The following is an 18621-nucleotide window of genomic DNA, read 5'->3' on the forward strand; positions in this document are numbered from 1 at the left end:
GCTGCTTGTAGCATTTATCCTGAACCTTACTCAAATGATATCAATACTTTACATAGCTAAGTATTGAGCACGGTTTTATACAAGGAACAGGACTAATGGAAACAGATGTGCTGGAGATTTTGCAGAACTTCCACTCTGATGGGCTTTTTGTTGCTCCCAACATACCCAGCAAGAAAGCTAAAAATGCCAGTGCGTGTTATGGCATGCCTGCGTCAGTCAATATTTATGCCATAGTCGATTCAACGGTTTTTGGTTCTGCGAAAAATGGTCTGGCATTTACATCTGAAGGGTTGTTTTGGAAAAATGACTGGACAACAACATCTGCAAAAAACCACATGTCGTGGGAAGAGTTGATAAATACCAGTCAAGAGCATGCCGTTGACGGTTCCGAGCTGTGGTTGGGGCAAGACTGTGCTTTTGGTATGGCGGGTTCCGGGATGAAGCCTGCGGTTTTATTGAAACTATTGGAAAAACTGGCCCAAAAGATACAAGGCAATACAGGGACGACAGAAACTGCTGAAGTTTCGAATGTGGCACAAGCCAAGGTTACTCCGGTAGCAGATGCAAATGGTGAAGCTTCTGTCGGCAACACTGCTTCGGCGAGCGTTACTGCTGAAAATCTTCCCCCTGAAGGCGTTACAACCGAGAGTGTTACTCCGGCAGCAGATGCAAATGGTGACGTATCTATCACCAATACAGCTCCGGCGGGCGGCAAAGCTGAAAGCGCTGCCCCCGCGAGCCTTACGCCTGAAAAGCCGCTGCAGGAATCCAGTCCCAAGCCTGCTTTTGAAGGTAGCTATCAGCGGGAATACTTGGATATAGTTAACGCTGTGGCCAAGAGGCATCGTCTATCCCAGCAAATCCAAATCGCGCCGGCTATCAAAGTCCACAAAGTCAGAAAAGTCATCGAGATATCAGAGGGTAAAATCGAACCTTACGATATCCTGATGATTGTGGATAACACCTTTATGCAAACAACCAAAGATTTTCTGGTTGTGACTCCTCATGCCATTTGGGCTAAAGGTACGCTAAGAAAGGTAGAGAGCTTTTCCTTAAGTGAAATTCGTAGTATTCGCTGTGATAAAAAAACGCTCTTTATCAATGATTATGACTTCCAGTACTTGGATCAGTTTTCTGAAAACGAAGTTTTGATACTGACGAATATGCTCGAAGAGCTAGTGGTCGCATTGCGTAAGTCTGACTCCGTATCGGATACTGACGAGCAGCTTGAATTACCCGCTGCTTTGGATACTTTGTTATCCAACATATACGAAGTGGTATTGGATGATGTTGTTTCCGGCTTGAGGGACAAGGGATACCCCGAAAACAAACAGTTGGTTACTTCGATGGCGGAATGTTGTTTTAGTACCTTTTTCATTGTTGACTCCCACTTAAAATATCGGCATCAGGATACAGCTGAATTGGTGGGGCAATACTTACTCGCTCAAACATTGTCTGGCTTATTTGCGTTAATGAGCGTAGAGCGGTTATGGCGCCGTACAGAGGTGAAATCCACCTATGTGATGATGCAATGCTCTGTGATCATTCGGACATGTCAGTACTTTGAAAGACAAGGAATAGCGTTACGACCGAACCAAAACTGGTATTTGCAGCTTTTTCAAACTGTGATGGACGCCAATACCCTGGAACAAGGTGCAGAGTTAATTGACCGGGAGATGGGTAACCTCAGTGCCGATAGACAATTAGCCATTGATTGTGCCTTCAAGAGTGGTAAGGGGGTTAGGGAAATGTTGTGTGATGCTCTTTGACCGGTTCCAGTTGTTCTCAATAGGTGTGAGTCAAGCCTACATTAACGTATGAAACAGCGCATTTCAGTCTTGTCCTAATGCGAAAAAGTGGTTACCAGTTAGGCGGTGGATTATTCGCCTCTTAACTGGTAGTACAGTAGAAATAGACATGCCTATGTATAAGCGTTGAGTTAAAGATGGCATCACTGCCAACATTAAAACGACGCAACCACTACTTAAATGAGTCATGGTTCTAGCTGCCAAGGTACTTAAAGGTAAGCACTTTTAATGATGAGTCATTGGCATCTAAGCCGGTTTGGGCTCGTTCAGGTGATAAATGAATACAAAAGTCAAATTTTCAGGCAGGGTAGGGTTATAAAAATGATAAATGTCTATGTGGTATTTCTATTTGCCTGTTTTTCAAAAGTTTTTATGCTTTAGTTTCCCCATTCCAAGGATTTAGTCTGCTAAGCCCTCCTTCTGGAAATATTTGCTATTTCTCTCACAACAACTTGAATCCCATGCCAAAGCTGACTAGCTTTGTGTGATGCAATGGAAGGCGGGATAGTCTGGCTCGCCGGTATGCGGTAACAGATAGGGAGAGGCTGTTTATGTTTAATCGAGTGTTGAGTCGGGTGTGGTTGGGTACAAGATCCTTTGGCAATAAGGCGGCCGTCAGTGCCAAGCGCTTTTGGGCTTATCTGCCTATCCATGTGTCTATCTTGGTCTCTGTGAGTGTGCTGAGCGCCTGTAATTCGGATTCACAAGAGGTGGTGCTCAATCCTGTCGACACGGCCAAGATGCAGCAGACGGTGGAACAACTGGCCAAGGAGATGCTGGTGCCCGGCGCAGTGGTGATTCTGCGAACGCCAAGGGGCGATTTTAAAACCGCCTATGGGGTAACCCGTTATGGCGGCAATGAAGCGACCGATTTTGACCAGCATGTCAGGGTGGGATCCAATACCAAGACCTGGGTCGGTACCGTGATTTTGCAGATGGTGCAACAAGGGCGATTGCAACTGAATGACACTGTCTCCATGTTTCTCAACAATGTGCCAAACGGTGAGTTGATCACCATAGAGCATTTGCTTACGATGCGCAGTGGCCTTTTCAACTACACCACCACACTTGAGTTGAATCAGACGCTTGATGAGCAGCCAACCAAGGTGTGGACTCAGAATGAGCTACTGGCAATGAGTTTTGCCCATAGGCCTGGTTTTGCCCCCGGCAGCGCATTTGAATACTCCAATACCAATACCGTCTTGCTGGGACTGATTGCCGAGCAAATCGATGCCAAGCCGCTGGCGACTGTGATGCAGCAGAGGTTGTTTGCTCCCTTGGGGCTTGAGCGGACTCTGTTTCCCGATATCCATTCGAATACTCTTCCCACGCCCTTGGCGCGGGGTTATATGTATGGCACCAATGTGTTGACTATGGATCCACCCTATATGCTGCCCGAAAAGATGCAGCGAGAAGCCCGAGAGGGCATTCTGGCACCCATAGATCAAACCGAGGCCAATCCTTCCTGGGGCTGGGCGGCCGGCGCCGGGATTTCCAGCGCCAATGAGTTGGCAACCTGGGTAGAAGCTTTGGTTGCCGGAGAACTGCTGAATGCCGATTGGCAGCGAAGGCGTCTGGATAGTGTCAGGCCGATAGATCCCGAGAATCCCAACACTGCCTATTACGGCTTGGGGATCGCCAAGTTTGGCAACCTCTATGGGCATACAGGTGAGCTGCCCGGCTATAACTCTTTTATGGGGCATGATCCTGTTAACAAGGTGACTCTGGTGGTTTGGACTAACCTGGCACCGGCTGTGGATGGCAAAGATCCGGCTACCAGCATAGCGGCGGCCCTAATTAATATGCTCTATATTCCCTGAATATTGCTTATCTGCATAATGCACTGATAAACAACCTGTAGCAGCATAGTGATTATGGTTACCTATGTGTCGGCATTGACTGAGGAAATTCTTATACCTTTTAAGGGGAATCGAGTCTGGCAATATATTTCAAAAGGATTCGAAAATGTCTCTTGTGTATTCTTCTTTTTATTTTTCGGTGACTAATATCGTTCCTGGTAAATTGTGTTGAGTTTTTAAAAATATGCACGAAGTCAGCATTGGCTGTAATTATCCGCTGAAGCTGGATGATTTTTGCTGATCTTAACTTTATATTTTATCAATACTTTGAATTTAAAGACATTTTTCGTAAAGATACTGTGTGTTGTTGTTTTTCGCCAACTCAAGCGTGCTATGATTTTTAATTAATTAAATCAGTAGGTTAAGTTTGTTTGCTAGCTTTGTGTGCAGTGTATAGGTTGTTCATTCAATGGGAACGTTGAATTTTCTGGTTGAAGCACGCTGAACTATTGTTTGCTTTTCAAACTTAAGTTCCATTTTCCTCGTTAAATCTTTATTCGGTTAATAAATATTTAATTTAAAATTAAGTTTAAATTAATGTTCGTGTGTTGGTGGGTTGTTTTTAATGTTGATTGTATTTACCTTATTTGTCTGAATTGTGATCTTATTTACAAAGTAAATTTTTTTATTTTCCTATTCTAATATTTGGTACTCATTTCGTAGTACCTCTTACGCATTAGGGGAAAATAATGAGAAAAATAAAGAAATACCAGATGGTGATGATAATTGCTGCAGCATTAGGCGTGTCGGCCTGTGGCAGTGACGGTAAGGATGGAAAACCGGGTGATCCCGGAACCCCAGGTATTCCCGGTACGCCTGGAGAGCCGCCAGTAGTGACTACATCTGCGGTTGCCAAGGTGCTGGACTGGCACTTTGGTGATGGTCTGGTCAATGTCGAGTTTACCGTTGAAAACCAAGATGGTGTACCCGTTGAAGATTTAGATAAGGTCGAATTGTTGTCTACTGTAACCAATGCGCAGGGCCTCCTTGCCGATACAGTAACAATGACTTATTTTGCCGGAGAGTCTAACTCCAAGGGGACTTTGACTCACCAAGGTGACGGGGTTTATACCTTGTCTATGCCCCGTGAAGGCGTGACATCTGAATCAGTGGGAATAGGCTATATTCGTCCGGGGAATGGTAACAATGGTATGCCGCGTACTAAGCGGGTAATGCTGACTCAAACAGATCAATATGCCCAGGTCAGTACTACAGAAGATGCCAAATGTGTGGCATGTCATGGTGAATTTACTGCAGCGACAGGTAATTCCACTTGGGGATGGCACCAACACCATCACGCCTTAAATAATGATCAAGAAGTAGTAATTGTTGAAGCTTGTTTGAGTTGCCATACCCAGACCGAGAAAAAAGATGGTGGCTATGCGTTAAATACTTTGGCAATGATAGGTCACGGGAAAATGTCTGATGGCGAGGGAGGTAAGGTTTCCAAAGGTCATGCGGCTTTATGGGGGAATTACTCCATGGACATGAAGCGTTGCTCTACCTGTCATGCCGATGATGTTCAGTTCACAGCTTCGATTAATGGTTGCGTGACTTGTCACATTCGCCTATTTGATGCTGATCGAGTTGGTAATGTTGATCATACCGGCTTTACTGATGCCTCATGCCAGACCTGTCATGGACCCGATGGTTATATGTATGCTCATAAAAATGGTGCGGTGCGGGATGAAGCCCTTAACCGTTACCACTTTGAGCTAATCTCAGTACAGCGCTCCGCCGATAAGAGTCAAATTGAAGTCACGGTAAAAGCGACCGATGCCGATGGTAAATCCGTGGATATTGCTGCTATCAGTGATGCGACTCCCCGTGGTTGGGCAACCATTGTCAAACATGGTGAAGCTGTACTGCCTGGTCGTGATGAAGGCCATGTGGCTCGTTCTACCGGAGGCGTTACCAACGAGGATGGTTCGTATACCTATACCATTGAACATGCCGCGCCATACCAAGATGGTGAAGTTTTGCTAGGGGGCGTGGATGGCCGAATCTCCTATGCCGATGGTAATGCACCTATTACCGTATCCAATATCAAAGAGGTGCGCCGTACCAGCTCTGATGGTATGAAGTGTCTCAACTGTCATACCGAGGGCTTGCAAGGTCATGGTGGGCAGCGCGGTGGCTTCGACCTGGGCGGTGATGCCTGTACCCAATGTCACAGTGCTTACAACTGGGCACCGGGTAAACAGGGCGAAGACTATCCTATGGCTTGGGGGCCTTTGGTGCACAACATGCACTTTGGTGATTACAAGGTTAAACGTGGCGTGAATGATATGCCTACTACAGACAAGAACAAGAAGGTGGAATGTGTGGCTTGTCATACTGGTGAAATCAATCTGGATAAGGTCGCGCCGGCAGTAGTGCTTAACGGGCTTGATGAAAACAGTGTCTATGGTATTACCGCCATTTCTGCGAATTGTGTGGCATGTCATAGCACTCCGGCCGCCAAGGCTCACATGAGTACCCAAGGTGGTGACTTTAATGTGGCCATCACGCCTTCTGGTGTTCACCAAGGCGAAAAGGTTGAGTTCAAGGTATTCGATCCGGCTCCGATCGTTGAATCTTGCTCTGTGTGTCATACCCCTGCGAGGATGGCTGAGGCCCATCAGTATTAACTGGTAGGATAGAGGCTAATAGGCCCGGGACAGCATCCGGAATTTCCCACTTTCCGATGACGCTGAACCGGGTCTTTTATTACTGTGACTTTTTGATAAATGTTTGAACTATTGAAGTAATCTTGACCGTTAGAGTCAGCTACAGGTGTTTGCAGTGTATGCTGAAACAAGATAACACCGGACTTAAGCATTTTGGCGGTGTTATCTAAGTAGTTAAAGCATTGGCCGGGATGACAGTATCGGCAATCATCTGCCTGAGCCACTTGTGGGCTGAATCCTGGTTGAAATGCTTGTGCCACAACAACACGTAAGCGCCTGGCACCAGATCTATTGGCACTTCCAACGTTGCCAACTCAACATGTTGCAGTGCTTGGGCTGCATATTTGGCCGGGGCGCATAGTAGCAATTCGCTATGGCGGCACAGCTCAATTGCTGTAGGAAAGTCAGTGATATTGGCGCGGATCCGTCGGGTCTTGTGATTGAGTGCCAGTACATCATCCAGCAGCCAATGTTCGATACCGCCAAAGGCGACCTGCAGATGCTCGAAGCTGAGAAAACGCTCCAGGTTCCAGTCGCCCTCAAGCGCAGGATGATCCGGCGACAGCAGACAGATGGGCTTGTCGCGGGTCAGCTCCAGATACTCGAGTTCATCCGGTAGGCTATTGATATGCATTAGCGAGCGCGGATCCCACTCGCGGCAGCCTATGGCAAAGTCCAGCTCGCAGCGCAGCAGCTGCTCCATGGTGCCCGGGTGCCAGGTCTTGCAGTTGATATCCAGCCCGGGAGCCTGGCGCAGCATAGAAGGCATAAAGTGTGGCAGAGTCAGCGAGTAGGCAGTTTCTACCAGGTGCATGCGAAATTGGCGTTTGCTGGCCGCGGGGTCAAACTCATCCGGTAGTGTCAGTCGTTCGGTCTGTCTGAGCCATTGTTGGAGTTCGGGCCCCAGAGCCAGAGCCCTTGGGGTGGGCTTGAGGCCGAAGGCGCTGCGTTCAAACAAGGGGTCATTGAACAACTCCCGCAGGCGGTTGAGTTGTTTGCTGACGGCCGATTGACTCAGGTGCAACCGTCTGGCAGCTGCAGTAACGCTCTGTTCTTCCAGCAGAACTTCCAATACCGGTAGCAGATTGAGATCGACTTTCATTATTATCCCGGGCGCAGGGGTGGATAGAGCAGTTTAGCAGCTTGCTTTGCCAGGCCAAAGTCCGAATAGGCGCAATTCCTGACTGAAAAAATGCCTCACAGAATTAGCAACTGGCGTAGAGTCCTGCTTGCAGCTATGCTAATCGCGAACTTTTTATCAGGGAAAGATAATGAAACCTTTAAATCTATTATTTGTTGTCTCATTGGCATTGGCGGCGCCGCTGCAGGCAGCCGAAGATCCTGCCGTAGCCGAAGCCATTGAGGCCGGGTTACAGCATTACCGTAAGGGTGAATTGAGCCAGGCCAGTTCCCAGCTGGATTATGCTTCAGCCCTTATCCGACAACAGCGGGCCGGGGAAGTGGTCGGGGTATTTCCAGAGCCATTACCTGGCTGGCAAGCAGATGAACCTTCAAGTGAAAGTGGTGGCATGATGTTGGGGGGCGGCATCAATGCCAGCCGCCACTATTATAAAGAAGAAAGTGCGCAGTTGGAGATAGAGTTGGTGCTTGATTCTCCCTTGTTACAGTCTGTTATGGCCATGCTGACCAATCCTTCAATGATTGCCATGAGCGGAGGCAAACTGATCAAGGTTCAGGGACATAATGCCATGCTAAGCACAGAGTCCGGTGAGCCTGAGCTGACTGTGATAGTCAATGGCAATGCCATGTTTACCCTCTCGGGTGAAGGGGTTAAAGCCAGTGAATTACAGGAGTTTGCCAATGCTTTGCAGCTGGATAAGCTCTAAGCTTTGGTGTTTTTGAATGCTGAAGCATCAGCTTGATAGAGCTCCGGCTAAGTAACACGGAGCTCTTGTTTTCCTGGGAGATATCCGGGGGCGTTTGGGAGCGAGTGATCCTCAGCGCAGTAACTGCTGATAGAGCCAAGATTTGAGTTCGGCACGGCGCAATGTCAATTGGCTGAAACGTTCTTCTGCCGTGGGCACACAGTTTTCTTCCAGACCGCGGATCTCAAGGTCGAGAGCCTGATACTCTGCCGCCAATTCACTAAAGTGCGGATCGTTTTCCCCGAGTTGTTGAATTTTTTGTTTGTACTCCGGAAACTCCAGGATCAGCGCATGATTTTCGCCCAACATAAGCTCTCTCCTCCAATGGTGTCTGGTCGACGTAGGCTTAAGCCTTGATTCCTACTCTACCCAGTGGCGCTTTGTCTGTCATCCAGAGAAAGCCGACAACTGATTATAATCCCTGTTTTGCTATGTCAATTAATCACAATGCCGGATACGGCAAAACTGAGCAGGCGAAGATGTACTTGGATTGGAGTCCTGTATAACTGCCGCTTCAGCTTGCTTGGTTTGTAGCGGAAAGTCTGTTGTTGCACAAAGCTCCTGCTATGTTTCAGGAAAGCCTATACAAGACTTTGTCTTTGAATATCTATGAGTGGCCGTTAATCATTGTGGCATTTCCCGATAGCATAGACGACAGCAAGGTGTTGGTAACTTAAGTGGGGGACCTGTATAAAAGGTGTCATTTGGGCTGGCTTCAATACGGCAAGAGGGGGAGTCTCTCTAAAAACTCAGCCAATATCGCTACTAAGCAGGTTATACCCGGTAAACACAATTTAACAAGTGCTAATACTTAGGTATTGGTTTTTCCTACTTTTGCAGAATATGCCACAGATCTTTCTTTAATCTCTGTAAGATATCTCTTACTTCTGGTATTTGAAACTAGCTTTTGAATAGTGTTGGATTTTTATAAAAAAGTGGTTTTGATTGTCTAATATTCTTAAATTTAGTCTTTATGGGGAATATATGCCCCACTAAAGAATTATACACTTTAAGTTTGTTGTTTCTTTTGTTAATCAAATGTGGTTGCACCTATTATACTAAGGTCTTGAACGCCGATTGACTATGACTTGTTTGGCTTGTAAGTTAGGCCTGCTTTTGAAATGGACTTACCAGTCGTAAAAGATCTTATATGGAGATAATCTCATGGCGAAAGATGGTTCAGTCGCTCCGAAGGAACGTATTAATATCAAATATGTCCCCTCTACTGGCGAGCAGCAGGGTGAAATGGAACTTCCTCTTAAGTTGTTGGTTTTAGGTGACTATAAGGGTCATCCTGAAGACTCTCAATTGGAAGAGCGTAAGACGGTTCAAATTGATAAATCTAATTTTGAATCCGTTATGAAAGAAGCCAACTTGTCAATTTCTGCGACAGTTGACAATAAATTGACAGATGAAGATGGTGCTGAATTGTCTGTTGATCTTAAATTCGATTCCCTCAAAGATTTTTCACCTGATTCTATCGGTGATCAGGTTCCTGAAATTCAAAAGTTAATCGAGCTTCGTGAAGCTTTGGTTGCACTTAAGGGACCATTGGGGAATATTCCTGCTTTCAGGGCCAAGTTGCAGGAATTAATTGCAACGGAAGAGTCTAGAGAAAAGCTGCTGAGTGAATTGCAGCAGATGGAACAATAATTCAAGCCAATATAAGCCGTTATGGAGATAGGCTGTGGATTATGTCTCGGATATAGACACAAGTGTAATTGAGGAATCAAAATTCATGGATGTTCAAAATCAAACATCAGGCGCTTCCCAAAGTGCCAATGCAACTCTGCTCGATCAGATAATGGCACAAACCCGGATGGCGCCTGTAGATGAAGGCTATGATATTGCTCGCCGTGGTGTTGCTGCTTTCATCGGTAACATTCTGGAGACAGACAACACTGCCGAGCCGGTCAACAAGGCTCTGGTCGATAAGATGTTGGTTGAGCTGGACAAGAAGATCAGCCAGCAGATGGATGCCATTCTGCACAATGAAAAGGTGCAGCAGATAGAATCAGCCTGGCGCAGCCTCAAGCTGTTGGTCGACAGAACCGATTTCCGTGAGAATATCAAAATTGAATTGCTGCACGTCACCAAAGACGAGCTGCTGGATGATTTTGAATTTTCACCGGAAACTGCTCAGTCCGGTCTGTACAAGCATGTTTATTCTGCCGGTTACGGCCAATTCGGTGGTGAGCCTGTCGGCGCTATCGTCGGTAACTATGCCTTTACCCCTTCGACTCAGGATATGAAGCTGCTGCAGTACGTTGGTGCTGTTGGGGCCATGGCTCATGCGCCATTCCTGTCTTCAGTTGCGCCTGAATTCTTCGGTGTCGACTCGTTTGAAGAACTGCCGAATCTCAAGGATCTCAAGTCTACTTTCGAAAGCCCCAAGTACAGCAAGTGGCGTGGGCTGCGTGAGTCTGAAGATGCGCGCTACATAGGCCTGACGGCGCCTCGCTTCCTGCTGCGTGTGCCTTATGACCCAATCGATAACCCGGTTCGCAGTTTTAACTATCGCGAAAATGTCAGCGCCAGCCACGAAGATTACCTCTGGGGTAATACAGCGTTTGCGCTGGCTACCCGTTTGACCGAGAGCTTCGCCAAGTATCGCTGGTGTCCTAACATCATTGGCCCACAGAGTGGTGGTGCGGTGGAAGATCTGCCGGTACACGTGTTTGAATCCATGGGCGCTTTGCAGTCCAAGATCCCGACCGAAGTCTTGATCACCGACCGTAAGGAATTTGAACTGGCCGATGAAGGCTTTATCAGCCTGACCATGCGTAAGGGCAGTGACAATGCGGCCTTCTTCTCTGCCAACTCGATTCAAAAGCCCAAGGTGTTCCCCAACACCAAGGAAGGCAAGGAAGCCGAGACCAACTACAAGTTGGGTACCCAGATCCCTTACATGATGATCATCAACCGCCTGGCACACTACATCAAGGTGTTGCAGCGTGAGCAGATAGGTTCCTGGAAAGAGCGTCAGGATCTGGAGCGCGAGCTGAACAACTGGATCAAACAGTATGTCGCCGATCAGGAAAACCCACCGGCAGATGTTCGTAGCCGTCGTCCTTTGCGTGCCGCCAAGGTTGAGGTGATGAATGTTCAGGGCGATCCCGGTTGGTATCAGGTTTCCATGGCTGTGCGTCCGCACTTCAAGTACATGGGTGCCAACTTTGAACTGTCGCTGGTAGGACGTTTGGATCAGGAGTAATCACGTTGTTGAACGATGATTTCTCCGGAACTTTTGGTGTCGGCTTCTTTGAACGCTTGGGAGCCGAACGCCAAAGTGGATATGGCGACAGCAGCTTGGATGCTGTCGTCGATTCCATCAAACGTAATGTTTCACATATTCTCAATACCCGCATTGGAGAAAGCCAGAGCTGTCCTGAACTGGGACTGTTCGATTTCAATGATGCCAGTTCCGCCAGTGTGGATCTTGGCCTGAGGATGCGTAACGGAATCAAGGCTTGCCTGAGTCGCTTTGAACCCAGGCTGACAGATATTGATGTCAGCGTGTTGTTCGATGAGGGCAATCCGATGAACCTCAGGTTCCACATCTATGGCAGCATCAAAGTGGCTTCCAACAAGGATAAGTTGAAGATCGATTTGTTATTGGATAACAGTCGCAGATACAGAGTGGTTTAGCAGTGTCTCAGGATAAATACTTCAGGGATGAACTTGCTTTCTTGAGAGAGCAGGGGCGGGAATTTTCGGATATCCATCCGCAGTTGGCGCGTTATCTTCACGGTAACCACACTGATCCCGATATCGAGCGTTTGCTCGAGGGCTTTGCTTTTCTGACCGGTCGACTCAGGGAAAAGATTGACGATGAATTCCCCGAGTTTACTCACTCGATGATCAGCATGCTGTGGCCCAACTATCTCAGGCCGATTCCCAGTCATACCATCATGCGCTTCTATCCGCATGAGAAGGGGATCACCCACAGGCAGGAGATTGCGGCCGGTTGTATGCTGGACAGTCATCCGGTCGAAGGGCAGATCTGTCACTTTCGTACCTGTCGTCCTGTTGATGTTTATCCGGTGCAAATCCGTCATATAGATGCTTCCCATTCCCGGGAAGCCTCTATTATTCAATTGGATTTTGATAACAGCAGCGACCTTTCCCTGCTTGAAATGGGGCTGGAAAGCCTCAGGTTTTATCTGGGAGGCCAAAGCTACAGTGCCCAGATGCTGTATCTTTGGTTGAATCATTATCTGGACTCTATCGAAATTGTCGGTGCCCATGGCAGCTATCGCTTGCCGCGCAGCAGCTTTGCGTCAGTAGGATTTGAAGCCGGCAGCGGTATCTTGCCCTATCCGAAAAACGTCTACGAAGGCTACCGCATTCTGCAGGAGTACCTGACATTCCCCGAGGCGTTTCATTTCTTCGATATCAAGGGAATCGCCAAGTGTATCCCCGAATATCTCAAGGGTGACTTCAGCCTCAAACTCACTTTTTCCAAGACGCTGCCTGCCGACGTGCATGTGCGTCAGGATACTTTCCTGCTTTACTGTGTCCCGGCTATCAACCTATTTGAGCACGACGCCGATCCTATCGATCTCAACGGCAAGCGGGTCGAATACCCGATTGTACCCTCCAGTCGCCATCCAGCTCACTTTGAAATTTTCAGTGTCGACAAGGTGCAGGGTTGGCTGGACTCCAATGAGGGCAGAATGCGCGGCCAGCAGCGAGTCTATTCGCCGTTTGAGAGCTTCCAACATCAAGTGGAGCGCGCCCGTAATCGCACCGCGCTGTATTACCGGATGCGGGTGCGCGACAGCATGCGCAACGACGGCCTGGATCATTGCCTCTCGTTCGTACGCAGCGATGAAACCCAGTGCCTGGAGATGACAGAAGCCGTGTCGGTGACACTGACCTGCTCCAACCGGCAACTGCCGACCAAGTTGGGCAAGGGCGACATCTGCGTCGCCACAGATACATCGCCAAGCTTTGCCCGTTTCAGCAATATCACCGAGCCCAGCCACCCTTTGCGACCTGTGCTCGATGGCAGTTTGCTGTGGACCCTGATCTCCAACTTGTCGCTCAACTATCTGTCACTGCTGTCCCGTGATGCCATCTGCTCCATCATCCGCGCCTATGACTTCAAGGCGTTGGTCGACAGACAAGCCGAGCGGGTCACCCGGATGCGACTCGACGGCATCAGCAGTATTCAGTCCGGGCCGACCGAAAGAATTGTCAGGGGATTGCCGGTTCGCGGCCTCAAGACAGAACTGGTGCTCGACCAACAGTATTTCGGCTCCGAGGGCGACCTTTATCTGTTCGGCACTGTGCTGAACCACTTTTTTGCCCTCTACGCCAGCATCAACTCGTTTCATGAGTTGGTGGTTATCAATGCTCACAACAAGGAAAGGTACACATGGGATATCCAGAGCGGTCAACAACCGCTGATATAACCTTTCCGGAGCCGGGGGGCAGCAGGCTGCCACAGGACTACCGTGAGTACAGCTTTTTTCAGTTGGTGGAGTTATTGCACCAACTGGAAGGCAGAGATCCGGAAGATGCCCAGTGGGAACTGGCCGGTGAGTTGCAGTTCAGCGCCAATCCAAGCCTTGGATTTGCGCCGGCGGATATCTCCATGCTTGAGTCTCTGGGGGATGGGCGCCTGCGGCTGGAGACCTGTTTTCTCGGTCTCAATGGTGCCCAGTCGCCGCTGCCCAGTTACCTGCTGGATATGCTGCTCGAAGATGAAGACGGCATTCGGCGCAACTTTCTGGATTTCTTTAATAACAGATTGATTTCCTTGTTTTATCGCCTGTGGCGCAAATACCGCTACTACGTGCGTTTTCAGGACGATGCCAGCGACAGCTTTTCGGCCCAGGTTTACGCCCTGGTGGGGCTGGCCAACGAGGATATTCGCGGCGACACGCCGATCAACTGGTGCAAGATGCTGGCCTACGCCGGCATGCTCGCCGGTCGCAGCCGCTCGCCCCAGGCGGTTGCCGGTATAGTGGCGCACTGTTTTGACCTGCCCCAGGTGAGTATTCGCCAATGGCAACTGCGACAGGTGGAGATCCCCGAGTCCCAGCGTTGCCGTTTGGGGATGGCCAATTCCAGGCTGGGGGAAGACACCATGCTTGGAGAGCGGGTCGGCGATCTTTGCGGCAAGTTTGTGCTCTGTATGGAAGATCTGTCACCAGAGCGTTTTCGCGATTTTCTGCCCTCCGGGCGGGAGTTCCAGCCACTTTGTAAGGTGATGGAAGTGATCCTGCGGGAACAGATGGCCTACGACCTTGAGCTGACGCTCAGGGAAGATGAAGCCCCGCTGCTGCAACTGGGGGAAGAAAAGGGCGGCCAATTGGGATGGTCCTCTTTCCTCGGCAAGGGCGATAGCACGCGCAAGAGCGTATTGATTCAAATCAGGCAATAAAGGGAGGTTGGCCTCTTGAGTAATTTGATTGCGTTGAATGTGGTGAACTCCCAGCTGTTGGAGTCAGGCCTGGTGCCCCACACGAGAATGAACAAGGACGGTGGCCTGATAGGCGCCGGCCCAGGTTGCGAATGGGTGCTCAGGGACAGGGAGCGCACCATAGGCGACTACTTCTGTCGCATCCTCTGGTTGGACGGTCATTTCTGTATTGAAGATCTCTCTGGCCGGGTGTTTCTCAACGGCTCCACCGTGGAGCTTGGGCGGGATCGCAAGGCCAGGCTGAATGAGAACGATCATATCGCCATTGGCCCCTACAAAGTACGGGTGACGCTGCTGGGCAGCGAGCAGGCCGATGACCCGGTAACCGGCCAGCTTTCTGAATGGTTCAAGTCTGAGAACGGTTCACTTATTCAGGCGGAAACCGCCGAAGAAGAGGAAGAAACCGATGCCAGCCTGGATGACCCTTTACTGGCACTGGACAGGCAACAACAGGCCGCGGTCAAAAGCGTTGAATTTGACCAGGAATCTGTGACCAAAGAGCAGGAAAACGCCGAATCCCTGCTGGCCAAGGAACTCTACTGGCAAGGCAAGAATTTTACCGCCCAGGCCGATACGGACTTCGATACCGGTTCGGCTATTCATCTGAACAAACGAGCGAAAATGGACAATATTATGGACGAGAATGCACTGGACTTACTGGAATCTGAAGTCAAAAACGGCCTGGGCAATGATTGGCCCGCCGATGAAGGCACCCATATCGCCACCGGCCCTATGCTGCGCGGCTTAGGAGTACAGCTGGGTGATATGAACGACACAGGCACCCAGCAGGCACTGGCCATTGAAATGGGCGCTGCTTTGCAGGCCGCCATTAAAGGCCTGCTGTCACTGCATCAGGACGCGCAAAGCAGCCGTTATGATCTTATCAACAAGAACCTGCAGCCCATCGAAGATAACCCGCTGCGTCTGGGACTGGATTATCAGGAAACCGTCCGCACCCTGTTTGATGACAACAAGAGCCCGGTGCATCTGTCTCCGGCGGCCGCCATCAGCGAGAGCCTGAATTCCATTGAGCACCACAATGAAGCGGTACAGCATGCCATCACAGAGGCGCTCAACTACATCCTCAAGTCTTTCTCACCCGACACCCTGCTGAGGCGCTTCAGCCAATACCGCAAGGTGAGCGAGTCGGCGCTCAACCCAGGTGATAACTGGGCCTGGGAAATGTATGAGAACTACTACCAGGAGCTGACGTCATCCCGTCAACAGGGCTTCCGTAAACTCTTCTGGGAAGTGTTTGAACAGGCCTATGACAAGAAACTCAGGGAACTGCAAAGGGAATTCTGATGGGACTGATAAGGCTGGGTTTAATCGGGCTTTGTTTGCTTCAGCTGGCCGCTTGCAGCTCGGCATGGAATGCCACCAAGAAAACGGCGCAAGTACTGTGGGATCCTTCCATTCCAGTGGGAGAGGCCAAAGACCTGCCGACACAACTGACCTACAGCATGTATGCGCTCGATAAGGTCAACCCCAATGCGGCCGGCGATGCCACGCCGCTGGAGCTGGTGGTGTACGAGCTGGAAGATGACTCCAAGTTTCTGGCCGCCGACTTTGACTCGCTCAAGGCGGATTACAAAGAGGCGCTCGGCTCCAATTATATCGACCACAGTGACTACACCCTGCTGCCGGGACAGTTCAAGTTTGTCGACCATTTCGCTGTCGATGAGGACACCAGATACATAGGCATCATGGCGCATTTCAGTGATCCCGAGGTCGCCCAATGGAAGAAGGTCGTCAAGATCAAACCCATGGGCCGTGAATATCACCTGCTGATGTTTTTCAGTGAGCAGGACATAGTACTGGATAAAGTGGAATAACAATGTCTTCAAGAAACAGAGTGATATGGAGTGAAGGGCTGTTTATCAAGCCTCAGCACTTCCAACAGCAGCAGCGTTATCAGGAATACCTCACTGACGCCAGGCTTAATGCGGTCAGCGGTTACCTCTATGGGATCACCGAGCTTGAACTCAACCCCGAGTATCTCAGCTTTGGTCGCATTGCGATTCAGCGTGCCCGTGGCGTAATGCCGGATGGCACTGTGTTCAACATCCCTCAGGAAGATGTATTGCCGGACGCACTGGAAGTGGCCGACAGCTCACTGGCCAACCAGATTGTTTACCTGGCGCTGTCGCTGCGCAGTGATTCAATTACCGAAGTGGCCCAGGACGAGCAGGGCGCCGGACGTTATCTCAATCGGCGTCACGAGGTGCGGGACATTCACACCCATCAGGGCGACTTTACCGCCATTGATGTCAGCCCGGTCAGGCTCAGATTGATGCTGGAGAAGGAAGATCGCAGCGCCTACAGCTCGCTGGCCATCGCCCGCATTCTGGAAAAGCGTCCCGACGGCAGTGTGGTGCTGGATCCCAACTTTATTCCCTGCCATTACAATGTCAGCGCCGTGCCGATTTTGCACCGTTTCCTCGGCGAGATGGCCGGTCTGATGCGCGAGCGGGCACGCAATATCGCCCAGCGCCTGGGCTCGCCGAGCCAGGGCGGGGTGGCAGATGTGGCCGATTTCATGTTGCTGCAATCTCTCAACCGCATGCAGCCTGTGTTGCAGCACCAGTCACTGTCGCGGACCCTGCATCCGGAAACCCTGTATCAGGCTCTGGTCAGTGTTTGTGGCGAGCTGTTCACCTTTACCGATGACAGCCGCATGGCACCGGCGTTTGCTGCCTATGACCACGATATGCCGGTATCGGCCTTCACTCAGGTGATGTCGACTCTGCGCCAGTCTCTCAGCATAGTGCTCGAGCCCAAGGCGGTATCGCTGCAGCTGCACAAACGCAAGTATGGCCTCATGGTGGCGCCGGTGCAGGATCCGGATCTGTTGAAACAGGCCGACTTCATTCTGGCGGTGCGCGCCAGAATGCCGCTGGACGAACTCAAGAAGCTGTTTATCCAGCAGACCAAAATCGCCTCGGTGGAGAAGATCCGCGAGCTCATTTCGCTGCAGCTGCCGGGTGTGCCTCTGTCTCCGCTGCCGGTGGCCCCAAGGCAGTTGCCTTACCACGCGGGTTACACCTACTTCCAGCTGGAGCGTTCCAGCCGGGCCTGGGAGATGCTGGTGAATTCCAGCGGTTTTGCCTTCCACGTGGCGGGGGACTTCCCGGAACTCGAACTGCAATTCTGGGCTATCAGGAGCTAAGAAATGGATATCAAAGCAGAAAAACAGCCTATATCGCCTGAGCAGGTCGAAGAGCTGCTCTATGACGAAGCGCAGAACATGAATGCCGATAAAGAGTATTGGTTTCAACTGCGTGGTGACAGCCTCAATGCACTTATCGATGCGGCATCTCCTCTTATCGGCATGGTGTTGCGGGTACGCAAGCTGGCCATCTTGGATGATGTGGAAAAGCTCTATCACAACACTGTGGATGACATCATGGCCATCGAGGCCGAGCTCACCGAGGCGGGCTATGATCGCGCCGAAGTGCTGGCCTATCGCTATGTGCTTTGTTCCTTTATCGATGAAGCCGTGATGAATACCCCCTGGGGCGCCGACAGTGCCTGGGCCGAACATTCACTGCTGACCCGTTTTCACAATGAAACCTGGGGCGGTGAGAAGGTGTTTGGCATCCTGCAGCGTCTGGAAACCGAACCGAGCAAATATCGGGAACTGCTGGAGTTTATCTACCTGTGTTTCTGCCTGGGTTTCGAAGGGCGCTACAAGGTGGTGGCCAACGGCCGTGAGGAGTTCGACAAGATAGTCAATCGCCTCTATGAAACCCTGCGCCACCTCCGGGAAGAAGAACCGGAACTGCTGACCGGGGCCACAGAGCATGTGGTCAACACCCGTTATCGCCTTGGGCGCCAGATGCCTATTTGGACAGTCTTTGCCGGTTTCGGCCTGATGCTGACCATAGTCTTTCTGTTTTATTCCCTGTCGCTGGCGAACAAGTCCTCGGGCGTGCTCAAGCAACTGTATCAGATCCTGAATTGAGGAAG

15 protein-coding genes are annotated in these 18621 nt (G+C 50.2%); 13 read left to right on the forward strand and 2 right to left on the reverse strand.

All coding sequences use genetic code 11. The annotated features are described in order from the left end of the window. Nucleotides 1-95: 95 nt before the first annotated feature. The 3 genes from WKR14_RS04085 (at nucleotide 96) to WKR14_RS04095 (ending at nucleotide 6297) form a co-directional block, all read left to right on the forward strand. A complete protein-coding gene (locus tag WKR14_RS04085) occupies nucleotides 96-1769 on the forward strand; it encodes a hypothetical protein (RefSeq protein ID WP_226563788.1) in 1674 nt (557 codons plus the stop codon). Between the two features lie 590 nt (nucleotides 1770-2359). Further along, on the forward strand, nucleotides 2360-3628 hold the full coding sequence (locus WKR14_RS04090) for a serine hydrolase domain-containing protein (protein ID WP_226563790.1): 1269 nt from the start codon (nucleotides 2360-2362) through the stop codon (nucleotides 3626-3628). Nucleotides 3629-4356: 728 nt separating this feature from the next. Further along, nucleotides 4357-6297 carry a multiheme c-type cytochrome gene (locus WKR14_RS04095; RefSeq protein ID WP_339087413.1) on the forward strand — a complete coding sequence of 647 codons (1941 nt, stop codon included), beginning with the start codon at nucleotides 4357-4359 and terminating at the stop codon, nucleotides 6295-6297. A 205-nt stretch (nucleotides 6298-6502) separates the two neighbouring features. Here the strand turns inward: WKR14_RS04095 and WKR14_RS04100 are convergent, their stop codons facing one another. Next, a complete protein-coding gene (locus WKR14_RS04100; protein WP_339087730.1) occupies nucleotides 6503-7444 on the reverse strand; it encodes a LysR family transcriptional regulator in 942 nt (313 codons plus the stop codon). A 163-nt stretch (nucleotides 7445-7607) separates the two neighbouring features. Here WKR14_RS04100 and WKR14_RS04105 point away from each other — a divergent pair, with 163 nt between their 5' ends. After that, nucleotides 7608-8183, forward strand: a complete 576-nt coding sequence (locus tag WKR14_RS04105) for a hypothetical protein (RefSeq protein WP_101052563.1) — start codon at nucleotides 7608-7610, stop codon at nucleotides 8181-8183. Between the two features lie 111 nt (nucleotides 8184-8294). Here the strand turns inward: WKR14_RS04105 and WKR14_RS04110 are convergent, their stop codons facing one another. Further along, entirely contained in the window at nucleotides 8295-8531 is a 237-nt protein-coding gene (locus WKR14_RS04110) for a YdcH family protein (protein WP_101052561.1), read from the reverse strand. Between the two features lie 855 nt (nucleotides 8532-9386). On the opposite strand from WKR14_RS04110, the gene tssB reads away from it, so the two are divergent. The 9 genes from tssB (at nucleotide 9387) to icmH (ending at nucleotide 18616) form a co-directional block, all read left to right on the forward strand. Beyond that, nucleotides 9387-9875, forward strand: a complete 489-nt coding sequence (tssB, locus tag WKR14_RS04115; protein ID WP_165564513.1) for a type VI secretion system contractile sheath small subunit — start codon at nucleotides 9387-9389, stop codon at nucleotides 9873-9875. Between the two features lie 85 nt (nucleotides 9876-9960). Further along, a complete protein-coding gene (gene tssC, locus WKR14_RS04120) occupies nucleotides 9961-11436 on the forward strand; it encodes a type VI secretion system contractile sheath large subunit (protein WP_071476943.1) in 1476 nt (491 codons plus the stop codon). Nucleotides 11437-11441: 5 nt separating this feature from the next. Continuing rightward, nucleotides 11442-11870 (forward strand): type VI secretion system baseplate subunit TssE, encoded by a 429-nt coding sequence (gene tssE / locus WKR14_RS04125; RefSeq protein WP_101052557.1) that lies wholly within the window; start codon nucleotides 11442-11444, stop codon nucleotides 11868-11870. Nucleotides 11871-11872: 2 nt separating this feature from the next. Continuing rightward, nucleotides 11873-13639 (forward strand): type VI secretion system baseplate subunit TssF, encoded by a 1767-nt coding sequence (gene tssF / locus WKR14_RS04130; protein WP_339087414.1) that lies wholly within the window; start codon nucleotides 11873-11875, stop codon nucleotides 13637-13639. Next, on the forward strand, nucleotides 13603-14613 hold the full coding sequence (gene tssG / locus WKR14_RS04135) for a type VI secretion system baseplate subunit TssG (RefSeq protein WP_165564516.1): 1011 nt from the start codon (nucleotides 13603-13605) through the stop codon (nucleotides 14611-14613). Before tssF ends, tssG begins: the two co-directional genes overlap by 37 nt. Nucleotides 14614-14628: 15 nt before the next feature. Continuing rightward, on the forward strand, nucleotides 14629-15957 hold the full coding sequence (gene tagH, locus WKR14_RS04140) for a type VI secretion system-associated FHA domain protein TagH (RefSeq protein ID WP_101052551.1): 1329 nt from the start codon (nucleotides 14629-14631) through the stop codon (nucleotides 15955-15957). Beyond that, nucleotides 15957-16487: a type VI secretion system lipoprotein TssJ gene (gene tssJ, locus WKR14_RS04145; protein WP_339087415.1), complete on the forward strand. Its 531-nt coding sequence runs from the start codon at nucleotides 15957-15959 to the stop codon at nucleotides 16485-16487. The genes tagH and tssJ overlap by 1 nt, the downstream gene beginning before the upstream one ends. 2 nt (nucleotides 16488-16489) lie before the next feature. Continuing rightward, the gene (gene tssK, locus WKR14_RS04150; protein ID WP_025889987.1) at nucleotides 16490-17821 is read left to right on the forward strand and encodes a type VI secretion system baseplate subunit TssK; all 1332 of its coding nucleotides are present in this window, start codon (nucleotides 16490-16492) and stop codon (nucleotides 17819-17821) included. 3 nt (nucleotides 17822-17824) lie between these two features. Next, a complete protein-coding gene (gene icmH, locus WKR14_RS04155) occupies nucleotides 17825-18616 on the forward strand; it encodes a type IVB secretion system protein IcmH/DotU (protein WP_028781258.1) in 792 nt (263 codons plus the stop codon). Nucleotides 18617-18621 lie beyond the last annotated feature (5 nt).

The organism is Shewanella chilikensis (genome assembly GCF_037953065.1).
GTDB lineage: Bacteria > Pseudomonadota > Gammaproteobacteria > Enterobacterales > Shewanellaceae > Shewanella > Shewanella chilikensis.

Excerpts from the sequence above, each read along its gene's own strand:
- tssC (WP_071476943.1), top strand. The coding sequence starts at position 9,961 with ATGGATGTTCAAAATCAAACATCAGGCGCTTCCCAAAGTGCCAATGCA.
- tssK (WP_025889987.1), top strand. The coding sequence starts at position 16,490 with ATGTCTTCAAGAAACAGAGTGATATGGAGTGAAGGGCTGTTTATCAAG.
- WKR14_RS04110 (WP_101052561.1), bottom strand. The coding sequence starts at position 8,531 with ATGTTGGGCGAAAATCATGCGCTGATCCTGGAGTTTCCGGAGTACAAA.
- WKR14_RS04095 (WP_339087413.1), top strand. The coding sequence starts at position 4,357 with ATGAGAAAAATAAAGAAATACCAGATGGTGATGATAATTGCTGCAGCA.
- tssJ (WP_339087415.1), top strand. The coding sequence starts at position 15,957 with ATGGGACTGATAAGGCTGGGTTTAATCGGGCTTTGTTTGCTTCAGCTG.
- WKR14_RS04090 (WP_226563790.1), top strand. The coding sequence starts at position 2,360 with ATGTTTAATCGAGTGTTGAGTCGGGTGTGGTTGGGTACAAGATCCTTT.
- tssB (WP_165564513.1), top strand. The coding sequence starts at position 9,387 with ATGGCGAAAGATGGTTCAGTCGCTCCGAAGGAACGTATTAATATCAAA.
- icmH (WP_028781258.1), top strand. The coding sequence starts at position 17,825 with ATGGATATCAAAGCAGAAAAACAGCCTATATCGCCTGAGCAGGTCGAA.
- tssG (WP_165564516.1), top strand. The coding sequence starts at position 13,603 with ATGGGATATCCAGAGCGGTCAACAACCGCTGATATAACCTTTCCGGAG.
- WKR14_RS04085 (WP_226563788.1), top strand. The coding sequence starts at position 96 with ATGGAAACAGATGTGCTGGAGATTTTGCAGAACTTCCACTCTGATGGG.
- WKR14_RS04105 (WP_101052563.1), top strand. The coding sequence starts at position 7,608 with ATGAAACCTTTAAATCTATTATTTGTTGTCTCATTGGCATTGGCGGCG.